Origin of the sequence: Streptomyces sp. JJ38 (assembly GCF_019303475.1) — a bacterium.
In the GTDB taxonomy this organism is placed as follows: domain Bacteria; phylum Actinomycetota; class Actinomycetes; order Streptomycetales; family Streptomycetaceae; genus Streptomyces.
The window spans coordinates 1-19,402 of the sequence record NZ_JABLSI010000046.1 but is presented as its reverse complement, the minus strand read 5'-3'; the positions used below and the strand labels follow the sequence as shown (position 1 = coordinate 19,402).

The following is a 19,402-nucleotide window of genomic DNA, read 5'->3' as shown; positions in this document are numbered from 1 at the left end:
CTCGCCAACATTGCTGGCTACACCCACCCTGAAGGCCTCGCAGAGGTAATTCATCCAGCACTCGATGAATACGGTTCGGATCCCGAAGAGCTGGTTGACATCCTCGGCGAACTTGGCAACAAGGAATCCGATCCGTCGCCCGTGAGACGTCTGCAGTGGATCAGACGCTTGACGATCATGTCGGCGCGCAGTGTGAAGGGGCGGAACGCCAGTTGGCGTTCCGCCCCTTCACACTGCGCGGCCTCAGAAGTCGAAGAGCGTGGCGGTCTTCTTGTCGGTGCCCTGGTAGCCGACGGTCGAGTTGTCGAGAGCGTTGGCGATGGCGTCAAGGGTGTCCTTGAGCCCCTGGACCTCCTGGTCCCAACCGCGCTGCTTCAGGTGGAAGGCCTCCCTGGCCTCACCGTCCCAGCCGGCGACGACCTTCGCCACGCGACCCTGCAGGCTCGAGAGCTGGGTGCCGATCTCGCCTGCGGCTTTCCGAATATCGGTGGCGGCGGTGGTGACAGTCCCGTACGTGACCTCGATGGTCATGGTTCCCCCTTCTCGTTACTTGACGGTCGCCGTGGAGTCGACGAAGTCGCTGATCGGGCTCTGACCGTGGATCTTCTTGAAGTTCTCCAGCTGCTCCAGCTCGTTGGCGGTGAAGCCGTCCTTGCTCATCTGGAGGGCCTCCTCCATGAAGCGGAGCTTGTCGTACAGCTTCCGGGCGTACTCGTTCGCCTGACGCTGGAGGTGGTTGTAGGCCCCGGCGGCCGAACCCTTCCAACCGGTCTCGATCGTGTCCACCGCGGCGTTCAGAGCGGAGATCCTGCCCTGCAGCGTGGTCTGCATCGCGTCGACATCCGTGATGAGCTGCGCAAGGTCTCCGTCTTCTGACCTGAAGCCGGTACCCGGGTTGTTTCCCTCGGTCATGTGCTCCTCCTCCAGAGCGAGTGGTTGCTTGAGTGGTCCTTCGTTGCGGTTGCTCGTCTGGGTCTATCTGCGGCGCAGAACCAGGAACCCGACACCACCGGCCACGACGAGCACGGCCGCGACGGCACCGCCGATCAGCAGGCCCGTAGGCGGGCCGTCGTCGCTATCGCCTTCCTCAGCGACCTCCACCCAGTCCGACTTGGAGTCGTCGTTGTCGGCTGGCTTCTCCCCAGGCGGTGCTGAGGTCGGTGCCGAAGGGGACGGTGACGCTTCTTCCTTGAGCAGCGGATGCTGGTTCGGGTCCCCCGGGTCGCCCTCCCCGTCCAGGAGGACCTTTCGAGGCCGTACGGTTCCGTACCCCAGCCTCGTGGTGTAGTCGCTACCGTCTACGGCCTTGCTGGCCGTCTCCATCATAACGCGAAGAACCTGATTTGCTGTCCAATCCGGGTGTTCTGCCCAGATCAGCGCTGCGGAACCAGACGCGATAGCTGTGGCTGTACTTGTTCCGCTACCCGTGCAGTAACTCGTGAAATTCTTGTCACACCAAACCGGAATGTCGGAACCAGGTGCAGTCAAGTCAACATTACCACCGTGGGAATAATCGGCAACCTTATTCTCCTTAGTTACCGCACCAACGGCGACGACTTCGTTGTAACCCGCAGGGTACTCCGAGTAATCCTTTCCATCGTTGCCAGTGCTTGCGAAAATCAGCTTTCCTTTGTCGACGGCATATTCGACAGCTGATTCCAATTCTGGCCTAGAGACACCCCCGACCGACATATTGATGATGCGAGCATCACTGTCAGCTGCTGCGCGTATCGCATCCTCGATGGAGGTGTCGTCGTTTTCTTTCCAGACGTCCTCTTCGTCGGTGGCTAGGTCGACTCGGAGTGGCAGGATTTTGGCCTCAGGCGCGATCCCCTGAATGCCACCGTTCTTGCCCGTGCCAGCAATCAATTCGGCAATAGTTGTGCCATGACCGGAATAGTCATCTGTGGCGTCGCCAGGAAGGTCCGTGAGGTCTGCACCGGGCAGTAGCCTGCCGTCGAGTGTTTTGCTCGACGAGTTCACTCCCGAATCAATGACGGCTACCGTAATTCCTTCACCTTTGCTGATTTCCCACATCTCCTCGGCCTTCATGGGGCCGAGATACCATTGCTGCTCACTGATGTCACGGGCAGTCGCCGCAGGCGCCAGCCAAATCAATGAGCCTAGCAGAGACCCCGAAATTGCCAGCAAGGAAGCTTGCCGAAACAAGGACGCCGACAACGTGTTCCCTCCTAGGCCCTTCTTTACTGCCATTTACGCTGCCCCATCTGCTACTCGATCACCGGAGGAACGACGCCTCGACGCCCCTTCCACGTCTCCCCGTCCTCGGTGAGGTATTCAGGCCGGGCATCGTCTCGCTTCTCCTCACGAGTCCGAGGTCCTGTTGCGCTCGGCCGCTGGACGAGCCCCGCTCCTCCGGGCGTGAAGAAGCCGCCCCGCTGGGAGCGATTGGTGGATGCCGAGCGCGGGTCGCTGGCGCCCCCACCGCCAGTGGGGTTGCGGCGGTGCGAGCCAACGGGTCCTGTGTTTCCGACGGGTCCGGCCGTTCCAGGGTTGCCGACCATGGGCCCTCGTCCTACTGGTCCGCGTTCGGTGCCGGCGACAGTACCCTGTGGAATGGGCGCCGGGCCCGAGGGACCAGGTCGGTGTGGCAGCCCGCCGAAGATGGCATCCGGTCGCCCAGTTCTTGGGGGAACGTTCATCTGCGGTGGACGTCCCATGGGAGCAGCGTTCCCCACATTCGGCCCGGGCGGACGTCCGGCAACAGGCGGCGTCCCCTTGGCACGTGCGTCAGAACGGGAACCCGTGTCTGACTGGAGCGGCGGGAAAGCCCGCTTCTGCGGGTTTCGCCCTTCAGAGAATCGGCCGGTCCGTTGTTCCGACACTCGCTGTGTTCCGGTGGTAGGCGGCACGACGGGAAGGGTACTCGGTACAGAAGGCGGGCTACTGGTCGTCGGACCAGGGCGAGTGATCGACTGCTCCATGGGCGACGTTGGCAGAGTCGTGTTATTGATCTCAGTTCCAACCGGTCGCGTCGAGTTGGTCACCTCTGTCGGACGCAGGCTCGCGGATACTGTCGTCCCAGAGCCCAGGCTTGGCCTATCGTCAGATACAGGTCGCTCTGACGTACTCGCCGGGGGCGATGCCCTACCGCCGCTCCCCACATCGTATTTGTGCCCGTCCTTCGGCTCCGGCACGCCGAAGTCCGGGGGTGGGGCGAAGGTGGGCTCCTCCTGGGTGGCCATGTTGTCGTGCGACACCTTGTAGAACGAGGACAGCCGGTTCATCTGGTTGATGGCTTCCTGGCGGTTCCTCTCCCGCGGATCATCGGCGGCGCTGGCTTCCTGGATATCCACCGGCAGGTAGGGACCGTACTCGCGCGGGGGCATGCTGCTCTTGACGGAGGCAAGGCCGATGGACGCCGCGCGCATCTGGATTCCGGCCTGGCCGGTGTACGAGGCGAGCTTGAGCGTGTTCTTGCCGAGGTTGTCCGCCCACGCGCGGAAGGCGTCACCGGACTCGCCCTCCCAGTCGACGTTGGCCGCGTACTTCTTGATGTCCTCGCCGACGCCCTCGATCGCGTCTGACGCGTTCGAGAGGGCATCCGCTGCGGCTTCCAGGTCGCTGGGCTTCGAGCTCTCGATCATGTCCAGCATGGAGTTGAGCTGGTAGCCCTCGAAGTCCGTCTGACCGAGTGAGGCGTTGCCGCCGCTCCACGACAGCATGGACCGCTGCCGCCGGCTGATGTCGGTCAGATTGACCTGCAGGTGCGCCTGTGCCTCGTCGATCGAGGGTTCCTCGTCACTCATCGATGCCTGTCCTCACTGCTACAGACCCTGGTTCACGTCGGAGTTGGACTCGTCGCCTGTGTCCCTGGCGCCCTGGCTCGCATCGTGCCGCGTCCTCGTGCGCTCGTGGATCTCCCAGAACCTACGCTTCAGGTCCTCTTCCAGGTTGTCGAAGCCGATGTCGGCGCCGAGGACGGCGATGCCCATGGCGTCGATCTGGTCGCTGAACGTCTGGGACAGCGTCGTCAGATGCGTGTGGATCCGGTCGTACTGGCGGGACAGGTCCTCCGCCTCGCTGAATCCCGTGCCGTATGACGTCTTCGGAACTACGGCGTTGGTGCTGAGGTTCGTCTTCGACGCTGCCGACTTCTCGAGGTTCTCGATGATGGCGTCGACCCGCTTCTTGAAGTCCTTCAACGACTCCGCAGCGCGTCTGAAGTCGCCCGAAGTCCCCCCGCCGCCCTGATGGGCGTCAACCATGGCAAGCCCCCCTGGCCAACCTGTCCCCGTTCACGTGTAGTGGTCACCCTATCCCGACGTGCAGTCGGTTCCAACTGCAAGGTAGGGCGGTGAAAGTCATAGTGCCAGCGGTTAGTTGACGCCTCCCTGGGCTGTGTCACAACTGCAACATCACCCGGCTGCCGACTATCCCTTGAGCAGGCGTCGGCGGCGGTCGCGGAGGACGACCGACGTGCCGGTGACGACGCCGACGAGGACGGCGGCGGTCAGGAACACGTAGGTGCCCAGGCGCTCGTTGCGCTCGGCGTAGGACTCGCCGAGTTGGAGCGGCGCCGGTTCCGGGGCCGGGGCGGGCTGGACGCCGTCGCGGGCCACGGGCTTCTCGATGGGCCGGTCGTCCTGGGTGAGGGCGCGGACGGGGTCGATGACGCCCCAGCCCACGTGGTGGTCGGCGCCGCTGATCGACCGTTCGGCGGTCTGCTGGATCTGCGCCACGACCTGGTGGGGCTCCCACTGGGGGTGCTCGGCGAGGATGAGTGCGGCGACGCCGGCGACGAAGGGGGCGGCGAAGCTCGTGCCGTTGTCCGCGCAGTGTCCGCCTCCGGGAACCGTCGAGACGATGTCGACGCCCGGTGCCGCTATGCCGACGAACTCACCGCGCTGGGAGAAGAGGGCCCGTTCGTTGTTCCGGTCGGAGGCGGCCACCGCGAGGACGCCGGGCAGGGAGGCCGGGAAGGTCTTCTTGAGCTTGCCGTCCGCCCCGTCGTTGCCCGCGGAGGCGATGACGACGATCTCGGCGTCCAGGGCCTCCTGGATGGCCTCCCTGAGCGGGTGGTCGTCGGACAGCGGCTCGACGGTGTCCTGGGAGATGTTGATGACGTCGGCCTCCTCCGCGATCGCGTGGCGGATGCCCTGGGCGAGGGTTTCGGTGGTTCCCACGCCCTCGGCGTCGTTCTGGCGGATCGGGATGATGGTGGCCTCGGGGGCGATGCCGACGAATCCGGTGCCTTCGGCGGGACGTGCGGCGATGATTCCGGCGACCTTGGTGCCGTGGCCGACGAGGTCGGCGGCCGGGCCCTTGGGGGCGCCCTCGCGCTGCTTGTCCTCGGGGATGAGGTCGGCGCCGCTGTCGACGTCGACGGCGCCCTTGAGCTGGGGGTGTTTGACGTCGACGCCGGTGTCGATGACGGCGACGCGCACGCCCTTGCCCTTGGTCTGGTCCCACAGCTCGTCCAGGAGCACGCGCTGGAGGTACCAGGGGCGGCCCTTGAAGGGCTTGGCGGGGTAGGTGCACTGGCTGCCCGCCGCGAGCTCCGTGCCGGGGCCGGATTCGGGACCGGCGCCGAGGTCGGCGGCGCGGGCGGGGGGTACCAGGAGCGTGCCCAGGCCGAGGGCCAGGACGGTGAGGAGGGTTGCGGGGCGCTTCATCACGCCCCCTGCGGCTGCCGCGCGCTGGTGGTGTCGAGCCGCGGGCCCTTGGGCAGGAACTCGGACCAGTGGGCGGGCACCGGGACGGGCTCGACGTCCTTGTAGCCGAGCCGGAGCTGGGCCTGGTTGTTGTCGCTGGCCGAGTCGTTCTCCTCGCCCTCGTCCGTGTCCCGGGCGCTGCTGTCGGTGTTGGACTGGACGGCGTAGCGCAGGCCCGTGTCGGTGACGAGGAAGGTGCCGCCCGTGGCCGTGTCGGTGCCCTGGAACTGGCGGTACAGCAGGCCCGAGCCGGGGGTGACGTAGGCGCTGGTGGTGCCGTCGGAGATGGGAACGGGGTAGGCGTCGCCAGCCCACGTCGAGAGCGTGACGGAGCCGTTGTCGTCGACCTTCCGCAGGACGCTGCAGACGGTGTCGCGGGAGGCGGAGTTGGACTGGTCGGGTTCCAGCTCCGGCCAGTCGTACTCGACGGTGGGCCCGTCGGACGCCGGGGCCGCGGTGAAGGACTGCGCAGCGACGTCCATGGCCTTGCCCTTCTGTCCGAGTTCGAGGGAGCCGGGATGGTCGAGGAGGAGACGGGCGGTGAAATCGGTGATGGGGACGACCTTGTTCGGCAGGACGACGTAGTGCTGCGGTCCGGAGCCGGTGGGCGCGATGAGCACCATGCCGACCCGGTTCGCGGAGTCGTCGAGCCCGTCTATGCCGGCCGGGGTGCCGACGCCGTCGGGGAGTTCGGGGAACTCGACGGGGCTGCCGTCACGAAAGGTGGCGAGCCATGCGTCGCTGACCTGCTGGGGGCGGCCTTCACCGACGAGTGAGCGGAGGAGGAGTTCGCTGTTCTCCGTGGCGATCTCGTACTTGGTGCCGCGGGCGTCGACGAGGAACCGCTTCTTGTCCCCGCTCTGCACGTACATGACGTCGTCTCCGGAGAGCCGGTGCTCGCCTTCCACCTCGTCGACGTCACGGTCGGCCAGCACGAAGGTGGCGCTCTGGACGGACTGCTCGGACGCGCCCGGCTGTTCGCACACCGCCCACCGTTTGGCCTTGCCCGCTTCGCCGCGTGCGGGTAGCCGGTCGGGTGCGTAGGGGATGCCGACGGTGGGTCCGATCGGGATGTCGCCGCTGTCGAGCACGGCCTCGTCGACCTCGACGATGTCCGCCCCTTCCCCGTCCAGCAGGAGCTTGGCCGAGGAGAAGTTGAGGACGGGGTGCAGCTGCTTCTGCCCGTCGGTCTCCAGGACGACGTACCGGGTCGTGGACTTGCTGGCGACGATGACGTGCTTCCCGGGTTCGTCCCAGCCCTTGGGGACCTTGGGCTTGAACATGCCCCACGCGCCGAAGCCCGCCATGATGACGGCGCCGATGACGACGCCGGGCAGGAAGGCGCGCATGGGCTTCGGCGCCCCTTCCTCGGTGCCGGTGGGCGATGGTTGCAGGAAGGACGCGACCGTACGCTTCTTCGCAAAGGTGTAGGCGTTGAGTTCGTCGCGCCTGGATGCCATGTCCGATCGCTCCTCCTCGCGGACCGGTTCCCTGCGGTCAGCGGGTCCCAGGGTATGACCTCGCCCGCGTGGCTTGGTCGTTCGGGTTCTACCATGCCTGCGATCAGGCTGCGGAGGCCGCTCGGGTAGGGTGAGGCCCGGTCAGCCGCCTCCGCTTTGCGGGCGAATACGGACACAAGGGGGCGTAGGGGCATGGGGCGGACCGCCACCCGAACCCGTAGCACCGAACACGGCAGCCGAACCGGCGGGAGGGGAGCCCACAGTTCCTCTTCGCGACGTGTGCGGCCGGCTCAGCGATCCCCGAGGGGGCCTGTCACGCTGGGACGGGAGTCGACACCCGGGAGCTTCGGGCCTGTTCATCTCCTCCAGGTGGTCCTCGTCCAGGTCGCGGCGTGCCTCGTGCTCACGGCCTGGGTGGTCAGCGAACTGCTCCTCGTTCCCGCCGCCGTGGTCGCCGTGGTCCTGGTCGCGCTCGGGGCGCGATGGGGGCGGCGCTCCCTGCCGGAGCGGATCGGGGACGCCCTGGCCTTCCGGCGGCGCGCGAAGTCCGGTGGCCCGGTGCTGGATCGCGAGATCCCCGCGGGGCTCGTGCCGTTGGTGGAGTCGGCCCCCGGTCTGCGCAGCCGCTCGTACACGCACCGGGACGGTCGCTCCATCGGTGTGATCGGAGACGAGACGTTCTCGACGGTACTCGTCCGCGTGGAGCGACGGCCGAGGGCGCTGAACCGGAGGCGTGACGAACGTCCGCTGCCGCTTGCCCTGTTGCGGGACGCGCTGGAGGTCGACGGCATCCGGCTGGAGTCCGTCCAGGTGGTGCAGCACACACAGCCGGCGCCGGCTCCGGCGCTTCCGCCACGCTCGGTGGCCGCGCTGAGCTATGGTCCGCTCCAGGCCGAGTCCGGGGCTCCGGCGGTGCGCGTGACGTGGGTGGCGCTCAAACTGGATCCCGAGCTGTGCGCGGAGGCCGTGGCGGCCCGCGGCGGTGGTTTCGAGGGCGCGCAGCGTGCGCTGGTGCGGGTGGCGGATCACCTGGCCAGCCGTCTGGTCGGTGCCGGGTTCCGCGCCACGGTGCTGTCGGAGGACGAGTGCGTGACGGCGATGGCCACGTCGGTGGTCGCCGACCCGATGGTGACGGCGCAGGCAAGCCACCCGGGCACCGCGCCGGCGCGACGCACGGCCGAGTCGGTGCGCAGCTGGCGGTGCGACGACCGCTGGCACACGGTTTACGGCATCCGCCGCTGGCCCGCGCTGGGCACCGGTGGCCCCTCGCTGGTGGACGTGGCCGGCGCCCTGTCCGCCGTTCCGGCGCTGGCGACGACGCTGAGCATCACGTTGGCCCCGCGGGGGAAGGAGTCGGTGGCGTTGACCAGCCACGTCAGGATCACCGGGCGCGGTGCGGAGGAGCTTTCCGCGCTGTGCCGGCAGCTGGAGGAGGCGGCACGCCGGCTACGGGTCGGCCTGGTCAGGCTGGACCGTGAGCAGGCTCCCGGCGTGCTCGCCTCGATCCCGCTCGGGGGGCTGTGATGACGTTGCGCCTGCGGGGGCCGCGGCTGACGCGGCACGTTCTGTCGAGTGAGCAGCTCGACGCCCTGTCCCTGCCGATCGGTGACGACGGGGTCGCCGTCGGCGTGGACGCGCGCGGCGGGCCCGCCGTGATGGGCTTTCACCATCCGCGCCCGTTCGAGGTGTTGTTGATCGGGGGGCTGTGGACCGCGCAGGTGCTCGCCCTGCGGCTGGCGGCCACCGGTGCCCGGATCGCCGTGGAGACGGGGCGCCCGCAGGTGTGGACGACGTTGTTGCACGCTGTGGGCGGTGAGGGCGGCGTGCGGGGTGCGATGGCCGTGTACGACGTCGGACGGGTTCCGGCTCTGGGCGCGACGGTGGGCAGCCCCGTCGTCGTGATCCGGGACTGTGGCATGAAGCCGCCGCGTGGGCGTGTCTCCTCCGCACCGTGGCAGTCCGTGCTGACGCTGCTTCCCTACCTGAGCCCGGTCGCGCCCCGACTGCTGCGGAGCGCGGCGCTCACCGGCGTCCAGCGGGTTTCGCCACAGGAGGCGCGGCAGCTCGGCCGCATGCTGACGCTCTCGGATCCGGAGGTCCAGGCCCTGCCGTCGCTCGGTGACGGCGTCACGCTGTGGTGTGCGCCGAAGGACCGCCAGTTCGCGAAGATCCAGCCCACGGACGCCGAGACGGGGCTGCTCGGCGTGGCACGACGTCTGGACTGACCGTGGGCGCGGGCCGACCCCCATCGTGGCTCCGCCCGCGCAGGAGGCATCCGGTGGAGTATCCGCGGGACGACGATCCGGTGCGCCTCGGACGCTCGGCCCACCGCCCCGTCGCCCGCGCGGGATCGGGGTCGCGGCGACACAGGTGAGTCTTCCCGTCTCCTTCACCGAGAGGACTCACCTCGGATCGAGGGACGCGATCGCCGTGTGGCCGCGCTTCAGGGCGGCGCCTGCTCGTCGGGGAAGCGTCCGTGGTAACTCGCCGACGGGTCACGTCGCTTCCGTCGACTCCAGCGCCGTCGAGGGTATCCCCCAGCGGACGCTCACCCTCACCGTGCGCGGGCTCGGGCACGACGGCGTGGTGCTGCGCGCCGCGTACCCGACCGTCCCGGCCCGGGTCGACGACCGCCTGACCGAGACCGGCACCGGTCTCACCCGCCCGGTCAAGGCACTCGCCGACTGGTCTCTCACGCACCGTGCCGCCATCGCCGAGGCACGGCACGCGTACGCCCAGGCCACCCCGACCATGACATCCGCTGAGAGAAGCACTCTCATGGTGTGCGGCTCCGGACGCCGTGTGGTGAGGCGCTGTCCGGAGCCTGTCGGGGGTACCGGCCCGTTTCCGGGCCGGGTGGAGGGTCAGGACTGGAGGTCGAACTCGCCGTCGCGGGCGCCGAGAACGAAGGCCTTCCACTCGGCGGCGGTGTAACGCAGGACGGTGTCCGGGTCCTTGGAGTTGCGCATCGCCACGCCCCCGCCGGGGAGGTAGGCGATCTCGACGCGCTCGTCGGCAGGGCTGTCGGGCGCGCTCAGCCACTCGACGCCCGAGATGTCCATGGCGTACAGCTCGTCCTTCTCCCGCTCGGTCGCCATCGTCGGACCGTCCCTTCTCTCATGGCTGTGACGTGCCGCCACTTTACGGGGAACCCTTCCGGATTCGCAGCGTGATGGCCACGTCACGCCGACGGTCGTGGACGAGGGCAGCTGTGGTGGCGGCGACTGTGTCGACGGCGTGGTGACGTCGGCCGACTGACTGGTCGCACGTGTGGTTGATGTCGGACGGCCCCCGGCCGGCGGCGCGAGAGCGCGCCGCCGGCCGGGCGCGGTTCGGGGTTGCTCCCGGTCACTCGGCGGGCGGCGCGGAGGGCAGCGCCTGCTTCTGGAACTCCTCCAGGGCGACCAGCTTGGAGTCCGGCGGCATGGTGACGTCGGTGGGCTTGCCGAACGCCTCGAACGTGGTCGAGCTCTTGCTCTCGCCCCGGACGGCGTCGAGCCGGAGGATGTAGGGCGTGCCCGAGGCGGCGACGTGGTAGACGTCCGAGCCGCCGTTGCCCTCGACCGTGATGGCCCGCGTGGCCTTGCCGCCCACCTCCCCGTCCTTCTCCGGGGTCAGGCGGCCCGACTCGGCGATGGTGAACAGCAGGGTGCACTCCTGCTCGGTGTCGGTGTAGACGAAGCTGTCGGCGAGGGATGCCGGGACGTCGGCCTTCTGGCCGGAGCGCTTGAGGGACTCGACGACGAGGCCCGCCTCGAGGTAGTTGACGCCCTCCTTGCAGTACATCTCGCCCGACACGTTCCCGGATACCACCGTCCGCAGGCCCTTCGCCGGGTCCCAGGTGGTCTCCTGGGTGCCGTCGGCGAAGGCGGTGGTGGTGCCCGACGAGTGGAAACTCGTCGTCTTCATCGCTTCGTTGACCTTCTTGATGAGCTCCTGTGAGGCGGCGTCAGAGCCCGAGGACGCCTTGTCGGACGTGTCGTCGCCGGAGCCGCCGCACCCGGAGAGGCCGAGGGCGAGGGCTGTTGCCAGGGCGAGGGCGGTGGGGGCTCGGCGGATGTGAAGTGTCACGGTGCGGTACTCCGGAGTCGGGGCGAAGTGCGGCCCCATACAGGCGGGCCGCGTACCAATATGCCCGGTTCAACGCGCGGCCCGACCCCGGGGTAACGAGGTGGGACCGCCCTGCCACAGGACCGCCCGTGGCGTTTAGGCTGGGGGACGTGTGTGTGCCGCCGGTCTTGGCGGGCGCACGGCCGGGGGCACCGGGAAACCGGGGTGAGTGACCAGATCAGCAGGAGGCACTGTGAACAGCGACCGGGACGAGATCCGCGTCGACGGGATCGCCCCCGGCGACGACCCCGAAACGGATCTGGAGACCACGGGCGAGTTCACCATCGACTACACGCCGCCTGCCTGGTACACGCAGAACGGTGGTGCCGAGGCTCCTCGGGCGTCGACCGGGCCGGGGCAGGCTCCGCCTCCTCCGGCGCCCTACGCGCAGGACGCGCCGCCGGCGCCTCCGCCCGCTCCGGTGACGCCTGCTCCGGCCGCGGACGCCGAGCCGCGGGACGCCGCACCGCAGGACGCCGCGCCACGCGAGCCTGTCGCTGAGCAGCCGCCCGCAGGGCCGCCCGCGGCGGATGCGCCGCCGGTCGCGCCCCCTCCCCCGCCCACGCCCGAGAAGCCCGCCGCGGAGGCGGCACCGGATCGGCCGGTGGACGAACCCGTCGAGGAGCCCGAGGAGGAGGAGCTCAGCGGACGGACGATGCGGATCTCGACCTCCGCGTTGCGGCGCGAGTTCGCCCAGCGGGACGCGGAGAAGGCCCGGCTCGCCGCCGAGGAGACGGCGGACGAGAAGGGCGAGCGGGACGACGACGGGGGTGCCGCGGCCGAGGATGCTCCGGCCCCGGCTCCGGCCCCGGGACAGCCCGCGGAAGCGCCCGAGCCGAAGGACGCACCCCAGGACGCCCCGCCCGCGGCGGCGCCCGCCCCTCCCACGCCCCAGTGGGGCCAGGGGCCCGGGAGCACGCCGGCGGGCGGTACGGCGGCGCCGTTGCCGCCGCTGCCCCCGCAGTTCCAGCCCGCCGAGCCGCCGCAGGCAGGTCCCCCGGCGCCCGCGACGGCTCCCCAGCCTCCCGCGCCGCCACAGCCCGGCCCCGACGCCGGTGGGCCGCAGGGCGGGTACGGCTTCCCCCAGCCGACGGCTCCCCACGCCCCGGCTCCGCAGCCCCCCGTGCCGCCGCACGCGGCCCCGCCGCAGCAGACACCTCCGCCCCAGCCCGCCCCGCCGCAGCCGGGGCCCGGGGCGCCCCAGCCCGCCCCGGGCCCCGGTGCGCAGCCGCAGGGTTACGGATATCCGCCCGCTGCGCAGGGTGGTTACGGCTTCCCCCAGCCCGGGTCACCGCTCCCGCCCGCCGCGCAGCCTCTCCCTGCGCAGCAGCCCGCGCCGCAGGCTCCCGCGCCCCAACCGCAGGCACAGCCCCACCCGCAGCCCCAGGCCCAGCCCCCTGCCGCCGCCGCGCAGCAGCCGATGCCGCCCGGCCACCCGGGACAGCCCGGCCACCCCGCGCAGCCCGGTCACCCGGTGCAGCAGCCCGCTCCCGCCCAGCCGGGGCAGGAGCCCGGGCCGGGGCAGGCGCAGGCTGATCCGCGGGCCGGGCACGTGTGGCCGGACCCGCGGCAGGCGCAGGCGCAGCCGGGCTCGCTGGGCTACACGGCGTCCGTCGAGCTGAGCTCCGAGCGGCTGCTGAACCAGAAGAAGAAGCCGAAGCCGCAGAGCAGCCGGGGCGGCGGCTCGCGGTTCCGGATCGGCGCGCGGAAGGAAGAGGCCGAGCGGCAGCGGAAGTTGGCGCTCATCCGGACGCCGGTGCTGTCCTGTTACCGGATCGCCGTCATCAGCCTCAAGGGCGGTGTCGGCAAGACGACGACCACCACGGCGCTCGGTGCCACGCTGGCCAGCGAGCGGCAGGACAAGGTCATCGCGATCGACGCGAACCCGGACGCCGGCACGCTGGGCCGCCGGGTGCGGCGCGAGACGGGCGCGACGATCCGCGACCTGGTGACGGCGATCCCGCACCTGCACAGCTACATGGACATCCGGCGCTTCACCTCGCAGGCCCCCTCGGGGCTGGAGATCCTGGCGAACGACGTGGACCCGGCCGTGTCCACGACGTTCAACGACGAGGACTACCGGCGTGTGATCGACGTCCTCGGCAAGCAGTACCCGATCATCCTGACCGACTCCGGCACCGGGCTGCTGTACTCGGCGATGCGCGGCGTGCTGGACCTGGCGGACCAGCTCATCGTCATCTCCACGCCCTCGGTGGACGGCGCGAGCAGTGCCAGCACCACGCTGGACTGGCTGGCGGCGCACGGGTACGGCGACCTGGTGCAGCGCAGTCTGACCGTGATCTCCGGGGTGCGGGAGACCGGGAAGATGATCCGGGTCGAGGACATCGTGGCGCACTTCAAGACGCGCTGCCGTGAGGTCGTCGTCGTACCGTTCGACGAGCACCTCGCGGCGGGCGCGGAGCTGGACCTCGACATGATGCGGCCGAGGACGCGGGAGGCGTACTTCAACCTGTCCGCGCTGATCGCGGAGGACATCACGCGCCACCAGCAGTCACAGGGGCTGTGGACACAGAACGACTCGGCGATGCCGCCGCAGGTGGCGCCGCCGATGCCGGGGCACGGTGGGCCGTACGCGGCTCCGCCGCAGGCCGGGCCCCCGCAGGGGGCCGCGCCCCAGGGGCCGCCGGCGGGCTACGGGTACCCGGGCCAGCCCGGGCAGCCGGGCCTCGGGCAGGGCTGGCAGCAGCAGTAGGAATCCGCGAGCGAAGGCCCGCACGAGCCGCTCCCCCGCACCCGTCAGGGCGTCGGTGAGGGGGACGGGGCGGTGCGGGCCTTCGGCGTCCGTGAGGCGTGGGCGGGCCCGCTGGCCAGGGCCCGGTCAGGCGGTGGCGGGCTGGGCCTCGGCGACGAGGGTGCGGCTGGTGTCGACGTCGCGGGCCATCTGGGCCAGGAACGCCTCCAGGGACGGGTAGGTCTCCTGGGGGCGGAGGTAGGCCAGGAAGTCGACGCCGACGTGGAGTCCGTAGAGGTCGAGGCCGACGCGGTCGATGGCGTACGCCTCGACGGTGCGCTCGGTGCCGTGGAACTGCGGGTTGGTGCCGACGGAGATGGCGGCGGGCATGTGCTCCCCGGCCACGACGAGCCAGCCCGCGTACACGCCGTCGGCGGGGATGGCGGTGTAGGGCAGGGTCTCCACGTTGGCCGTGGGGTACCCGAGGTCGCGCCCGCGCTGCGCCCCGCGGACGACGACGCCCTCGACGCGGTGCGGGCGGCCCAGCACCTCCGCGGCGCCCGCGACGTCGCCCTCGGCGATGAGGCGACGGGTCAGGGAGGAGGAGAACGGCACGCCGCCGCCCGCCTCGCCCTGCACGAAGAGGTCGACGAGCATGACGTCGTAGTCGTAGGTCTCGCCCAGCTCCGCCAGGAGGGCGGTGTCCCCGGCGGCGCGGTGCCCGAAGCGGAAGTTCGGGCCCTCGACGACGCTGCGGGCGTGCAGCTTGTCCACCAGGACCTTGACCACGAACTCAGCGGGCGGCAGCTTGCTGAACTCCTGGGTGAACGGCAGCACCAGGACCGCGTCGACGCCGAGTTCGGCCATGAGGTCGGCTCTGCGGTCGTGCGGGGCGAGCATCGGCGGGTGGCTGCCGGGCTTGACCACCTCGCGGGGGTGTGGGTCGAAGGTGACGACGACGGCCGGCAGGCCGAGCTCACGAGCGCGGGCCACCGTCCGGCCGATGATCACCTGGTGTCCGCGGTGGACTCCGTCGTACGAGCCGATGGTGACGACGCTGCGTCCCCAGTCCTCGGGGATGTCCGCCAAGCCACGCCAGCGCTGCACAGTGCCCGCTCCTCGGGTGGTGCCGATGTTCCGTCGCGTCCAAGGGTGCCATGCGGCCCTCGTGGGCCGCTGCCCGGCACGGTCGGACAATGATCACAGCCTCTTCAGCCGAAGACGGCGAGGCTCTTCGCCTTGCCGCTGCGTTCCTCGACGAGGGCGAGGAAGCGGTCGCCCGGGCCGAAGACGGCGACGGGCCCGGCGGGGAGCCGGGGCATGTCGAGCTGGACGCCGTTGCAGATGAGCCGGGCCTGCCGTTCCCCGACGTTCCAACGCGGAAACGCCTGGGCCACGGCCTCGCCGATGGGCAGGACCGTGAGCGTCTCCTGGAGGGCGTCGAGGGTGTGCGCCGCGGCGACGGTGTAAGGGCCGACGCGGGTACGGCGCAGGGCCGTGAGGTGGCCGCCCACGCCGAGTTCGGCGCCGATGTCGCGGGCGAGGGCCCGGACGTAGGTGCCGGAGGAGCAGACGATGGAAACCAGCAGGTCGAGGACGGGGGTGCCGTCCTCGGCCGTCTCCCGGCGAACGTCGTGGACGACGAACGAGGAGACGGTGACGGGCCGGGCGGCGAGCTGGACGTCCTCGCCCTCGCGCACGCGGGCGTAGGAGCGCTTGCCGTCCACCTTGACGGCGCTGACCTTGGACGGGACCTGCTGGATGTCGCCGGTCTGGCGGGCGACGGCGGCGTCGACGGCCTCGCGGGCGAGACCGTCGGCCGGGGTGGAGCCGGTGAGCTCGCCCTCGGCGTCATCGGTGACCGTGGTCTGGCCGAGCCGGATGGTGGCGACGTACTCCTTCTCCGTCAGCGCCAGGTGGCCCAGGAGCCGGGTGGCCTTGCCAAGGCCGAGGACGAGGACGCCGGTGGCCATCGGGTCGAGGGTGCCGGCGTGCCCGACGCGCCGGGTGCGGGCGATGCCGCGCATCTTGGCGACGACGTCGTGGGAGGTGAACCCGGCCGGCTTGTCGACGATGGCGAGCCCGTCCGGTGGAGCGGGGCGGGCGGTGCGTTCGGGCTGTGCGGGTGCGGGGGTGTCGGCCACGGTTCAGGCGTCCTCGCCGCTCTCCTCGGCGGGCTTGCGGTAGGGGTCCGCCTCGCCCGCGTAGGTGGCGCCGGATGCCTCCGCGCGCACCTGCGCGTCGGACTCCTTGGCCCGGGCGAGCAGGTCGTCGATGGTGCGGGCGTTCTCCGGGAGGGCGTCGGGGACGAAGGTGAGCGTGGGCGTGAAGCGGACGCCGGTCTGTCGTCCGACCTCGGAGCGCAGCACCCCCTTGGCGGACTCCAGGGCGGCCGCCGAGGCGGCGCGCTCGGTGTCGTCGCCGTAGACGGTGTAGAAGACGGTGGCTTCCCGCAGGTCGCCGGTGACCCGGGTGTCGGTGATCGTGACATAGCCGAGCCGCGGGTCCTTGATGCGTCGCTGCAGTGTCTCGGCGACGACGACCCGGATGCGGTCAGCCAGCTTGCGTGCCCGCGCGGTGTCGGTCATGTGATCACTCTTTCCGTTCGGTCAGTTCGTGGTGGTGCGGTCGCGGAGCGGGGGCGGCCCGGAGGGCCGGATCCGCCGTGGCGTCTACTCGTCATCTTCGCCGTGGAAGCGCCGTCGCACGGACAGCAGCTCGATCTCGGGCCGAGCGGCCACGAGGCGCTCGCAGTCGTCCATGATCTCGCTCGCGTGCGCGGCGTCCCCGGAGACGACCGCGAGGCCGATGCGGGCGCGCCGCAGCAGGTCCTGGTCGCCGACCTCGGCGACGCTCACGGCGTATTTGCGGTGCAGCTCCGCGACGATCGGGCGAACGGCGGAGCGCTTCTGCTTCAGCGAGCGCACGTCGCCGAGCAGCAGGTCGAAGGACAGCGTCCCTACATACATGCGGTGCGGGTCAAGCCGACCCGTGGGGCCTCATCCGTCTGGTCAACGGTCCGTGTCGAACAACTGAAACGGTACACGTAACGGGGGCGGGACTTCGACGCATATTCCCGGCCCCCGCGCCACGGCGGGACGCACCGCGAGGGGTGGGCAGCGGCGAGCCCGGGGCCGTCCGCCGACGGTGAGTCGACGGACGGCCCCGGGCCGGTGAGCCTCGTGTGCGGACGCCCGGGGGCGTCAGACGCGCGGCTTTTCCCGCATCTCGTAGGTGGCGATGACGTCGTCCACCTTGATGTCGTTGTAGCTGCCGAGGTTGATACCGCCCTCGAAGCCCTCGCGGATCTCGGTGACGTCGTCCTTGAACCGGCGCAGGCCCTCGATGTTGAGGTTCTCCGCGACGACCTTGCCGTCGCGCAGGAGGCGGGCCTTGGTGTTGCGCCGCACCTCGCCGGACCGGATGAGGACACCCGCGATGTTGCCCAGCTTGGAGCTGCGGAAGATCTCGCGGATCTCCGCCGTGCCCAGCTCGACCTCTTCGTACTCGGGCTTGAGCATGCCCTTCAGGGCCGCCTCGATCTCCTCGATCGCCTGGTAGATGACCGAGTAGTACCGGACGTCGACGCCCTCGCGCTCGGCCATCTGCGTCGCGCGGCCTTCGGCGCGGACGTTGAAGCCGATGACGATGGCGTCGGAGCCGGAGGCGAGGTTGATGTCCGACTCGGTGACCGCACCGACGCCGCGGTGCAGCACCCGGATGTCGACCTCCTCGCCGACGTCGAGCTGGAGCAGCGAGGACTCCAGGGCCTCGACGGAGCCGGACGCGTCGCCCTTGATGATGAGGTTGAGCTGCTGGACCTCGCCGGCCTTGAGCACCTTGTCCAGGTCCTCTAGGGAGACCCGGCGGGTGCGCTTGGCGAAGGCCGCGTTGCGCTCGCGGGCGGCACGCTTCTCGGCGATCTGACGGGCCGTACGGTCCTCGTCGACCACCAGGAAGTTGTCACCCGCGCCGGGCACGTTGGTGAGACCCAGCACCAGGGCCGGCCGGGAGGGACCGGCTTCCTGGATGTTGTTGCCCTTGTCGTCGAGCATGGCCCGCACGCGGCCGTAGGCGTCGCCCACGACCATCGTGTCACCGACGCGCAGGGTGCCGCGCTGGACCAGCACCGTCGCCACGGCACCGCGGCCGCGGTCGAGGTGGGCCTCGATGGCGATGCCCTGGGCGCCCTGCTCCGGGTTGGCCCGCAGGTCGAGCGCGGCGTCGGCGGTGAGGACGACGGCCTCCAGCAGGGAGTCGATGTTCTGCCCCTGCTTGGCGGAGATGTCGACGAACATCGTGTCGCCGCCGTACTCCTCGGCGATCAGGCCGTACTCGGTGAGCTGGCCGCGCACCTTGGTCGGATCGGCGCCCTCGACGTCGATCTTGTTGACCGCGACGACGATCGGGACCTCGGCCGCCTTGGCGTGGTTGAGCGCCTCGATCGTCTGCGGCATGACGCCGTCGTTGGCGGCGACCACCAGGATCGCGATGTCGGTGGACTTCGCACCGCGGGCACGCATGGCGGTGAACGCCTCGTGACCGGGGGTGTCGATGAAGGTGATGCGGCGTTCCTCGCCGTTGACCTCCGTCGCCGCCTGGTAGGCGCCGATGTGCTGGGTGATGCCGCCCGCTTCGCCCTCGATGACGTTGGTCTTGCGGATGGCGTCCAGCAGTCGGGTCTTGCCGTGGTCGACGTGACCCATGACGGTCACCACCGGCGGACGGGCGACCAGCGCCTCTTCGCCGCCCTCGTCCTCGCCGAACTCGATGTCGAAGGACTCGAGCAGCTCGCGGTCCTCCTCCTCCGGGCTGACGATCTGGACGACGTAGTTCATCTCCTCGCCGAGCAGCGCCAGCGTCTCGTCGGAGACGGACTGCGTCGCGGTGACCATCTCGCCCAGGTTGAACATCACCTGGACCAGCGACGCCGGGTTGGCGTTGATCTTCTCCGCGAAGTCGGTGAGGGAGGCGCCGCGGGAGAGCCGGACCGTCTCGCCCTTGCCGCGCGGCAGCATCACGCCGCCGATCGAGGGCGCCTGCATCTGCTCGTACTCCTGGCGCCTCTGCCGCTTCGACTTGCGGCCACGACGCGCCGGACCGCCGGGACGGCCGAACGCGCCCTGGGTGCCACCGCGGCCACCGGGACCGCCGGGACGGCCACCGAAGCCGGGACGGCCACCGCCACCGCCGGGACGACCGGCGAACCCGCCGCCGCCACCGCCGGGACGACCGGCGAAGCCGCCGCCACCGGGACGACCGCCGCCGCCCGGACGACCGCCGGGACCGCCGGGACGACCGCCGCCGGGACCGCCGCGACCGGGGCCGGGGCGCGGACCCGCGGCGGGACGCTGCGGCATCATGCCCGGGTTCGGACGCGGGCCGCCGGGACGGGGACCGCCCTGGCCGGCGCCCTGCGGACGCGGCATGTTGCCCGGGGTGGCGCGGCCGCCGCCGGGAGCCTG

18 protein-coding genes are annotated in these 19,402 nt (G+C 70.5%); 4 read left to right on the top strand and 14 right to left on the bottom strand.

What is annotated here, in order from left to right:
* Positions 1-243: 243 nt before the first annotated feature.
* The 7 genes from HPT28_RS21725 to eccB form a co-directional block, all read right to left on the bottom strand.
* Positions 244-531, bottom strand: coding sequence for a WXG100 family type VII secretion target (locus tag HPT28_RS21725; protein WP_219092870.1), 288 nt, complete (start codon positions 529-531; stop codon positions 244-246).
* Between the two features lie 15 nt (positions 532-546).
* Complete coding sequence (locus HPT28_RS21720; protein ID WP_219092869.1) at positions 547-912, bottom strand: WXG100 family type VII secretion target; 366 nt, start codon at positions 910-912, stop codon at positions 547-549.
* Between the two features lie 63 nt (positions 913-975).
* Positions 976-2,052: a S8 family serine peptidase gene (locus HPT28_RS21715; protein WP_257579161.1), complete on the bottom strand. Its 1,077-nt coding sequence runs from the start codon at positions 2,050-2,052 to the stop codon at positions 976-978.
* 179 nt (positions 2,053-2,231) lie between these two features.
* Positions 2,232-3,770: a WXG100 family type VII secretion target gene (locus HPT28_RS21710; protein WP_219092867.1), complete on the bottom strand. Its 1,539-nt coding sequence runs from the start codon at positions 3,768-3,770 to the stop codon at positions 2,232-2,234.
* An 18-nt stretch (positions 3,771-3,788) separates the two neighbouring features.
* A complete protein-coding gene (locus HPT28_RS21705; RefSeq protein ID WP_257579160.1) occupies positions 3,789-4,166 on the bottom strand; it encodes a hypothetical protein in 378 nt (125 codons plus the stop codon).
* 228 nt (positions 4,167-4,394) lie between these two features.
* On the bottom strand, positions 4,395-5,636 hold the full coding sequence (gene mycP, locus HPT28_RS21700; protein WP_219092865.1) for a type VII secretion-associated serine protease mycosin: 1,242 nt from the start codon (positions 5,634-5,636) through the stop codon (positions 4,395-4,397).
* Positions 5,636-7,135, bottom strand: a complete 1,500-nt coding sequence (gene eccB, locus HPT28_RS21695; protein ID WP_219092864.1) for a type VII secretion protein EccB — start codon at positions 7,133-7,135, stop codon at positions 5,636-5,638. The genes mycP and eccB overlap by 1 nt, the downstream gene beginning before the upstream one ends.
* A gap of 192 nt (positions 7,136-7,327) precedes the next feature.
* On the opposite strand from eccB, the gene eccE reads away from it, so the two are divergent.
* Genes eccE through HPT28_RS27655 form a run of 3 tightly spaced genes read left to right on the top strand, consistent with a single transcriptional unit; the run spans position 7,328 to position 10,069 of the window.
* Positions 7,328-8,659: a type VII secretion protein EccE gene (eccE, locus tag HPT28_RS21690; protein WP_219092863.1), complete on the top strand. Its 1,332-nt coding sequence runs from the start codon at positions 7,328-7,330 to the stop codon at positions 8,657-8,659.
* Positions 8,659-9,360 (top strand): hypothetical protein, encoded by a 702-nt coding sequence (locus tag HPT28_RS21685; RefSeq protein ID WP_219092862.1) that lies wholly within the window; start codon positions 8,659-8,661, stop codon positions 9,358-9,360. The genes eccE and HPT28_RS21685 overlap by 1 nt, the downstream gene beginning before the upstream one ends.
* The gene (locus tag HPT28_RS27655) at positions 9,254-10,069 is read left to right on the top strand and encodes a helix-turn-helix domain-containing protein (RefSeq protein ID WP_308119434.1); all 816 of its coding nucleotides are present in this window, start codon (positions 9,254-9,256) and stop codon (positions 10,067-10,069) included. The genes HPT28_RS21685 and HPT28_RS27655 overlap by 107 nt, the downstream gene beginning before the upstream one ends.
* Here the strand turns inward: HPT28_RS27655 and HPT28_RS21675 are convergent.
* The gene (locus HPT28_RS21675) at positions 10,000-10,233 is read right to left on the bottom strand and encodes a DUF397 domain-containing protein (RefSeq protein ID WP_219092861.1); all 234 of its coding nucleotides are present in this window, start codon (positions 10,231-10,233) and stop codon (positions 10,000-10,002) included. The two genes, HPT28_RS27655 and HPT28_RS21675, sit on opposite strands and share 70 nt — an antisense overlap.
* Before the next feature lie 250 nt (positions 10,234-10,483).
* Positions 10,484-11,206, bottom strand: coding sequence for a hypothetical protein (locus tag HPT28_RS21670; protein WP_219092860.1), 723 nt, complete (start codon positions 11,204-11,206; stop codon positions 10,484-10,486).
* Positions 11,207-11,438: 232 nt separating this feature from the next.
* Here HPT28_RS21670 and HPT28_RS21665 point away from each other — a divergent pair, with 232 nt between their 5' ends.
* Positions 11,439-13,958, top strand: coding sequence for an SCO5717 family growth-regulating ATPase (locus HPT28_RS21665; RefSeq protein ID WP_219092859.1), 2,520 nt, complete (start codon positions 11,439-11,441; stop codon positions 13,956-13,958).
* 126 nt (positions 13,959-14,084) lie between these two features.
* Here the strand turns inward: HPT28_RS21665 and HPT28_RS21660 are convergent, their stop codons facing one another.
* The 5 genes from HPT28_RS21660 to infB all read right to left on the bottom strand — a co-directional run.
* Positions 14,085-15,044: a bifunctional riboflavin kinase/FAD synthetase gene (locus tag HPT28_RS21660; protein ID WP_219092858.1), complete on the bottom strand. Its 960-nt coding sequence runs from the start codon at positions 15,042-15,044 to the stop codon at positions 14,085-14,087.
* Between the two features lie 104 nt (positions 15,045-15,148).
* Positions 15,149-16,081 (bottom strand): tRNA pseudouridine(55) synthase TruB, encoded by a 933-nt coding sequence (gene truB / locus HPT28_RS21655; RefSeq protein WP_308119432.1) that lies wholly within the window; start codon positions 16,079-16,081, stop codon positions 15,149-15,151.
* Positions 16,082-16,084: 3 nt separating this feature from the next.
* Entirely contained in the window at positions 16,085-16,525 is a 441-nt protein-coding gene (rbfA, locus tag HPT28_RS21650; protein WP_219092857.1) for a 30S ribosome-binding factor RbfA, read from the bottom strand.
* Positions 16,526-16,609: 84 nt separating this feature from the next.
* A complete protein-coding gene (locus HPT28_RS21645; protein ID WP_219092856.1) occupies positions 16,610-16,906 on the bottom strand; it encodes a DUF503 domain-containing protein in 297 nt (98 codons plus the stop codon).
* A 234-nt stretch (positions 16,907-17,140) separates the two neighbouring features.
* On the bottom strand, positions 17,141-19,402 hold a 2,262-nt coding region (infB, locus tag HPT28_RS21640; protein WP_219092855.1), incomplete at its 5' end, for a translation initiation factor IF-2.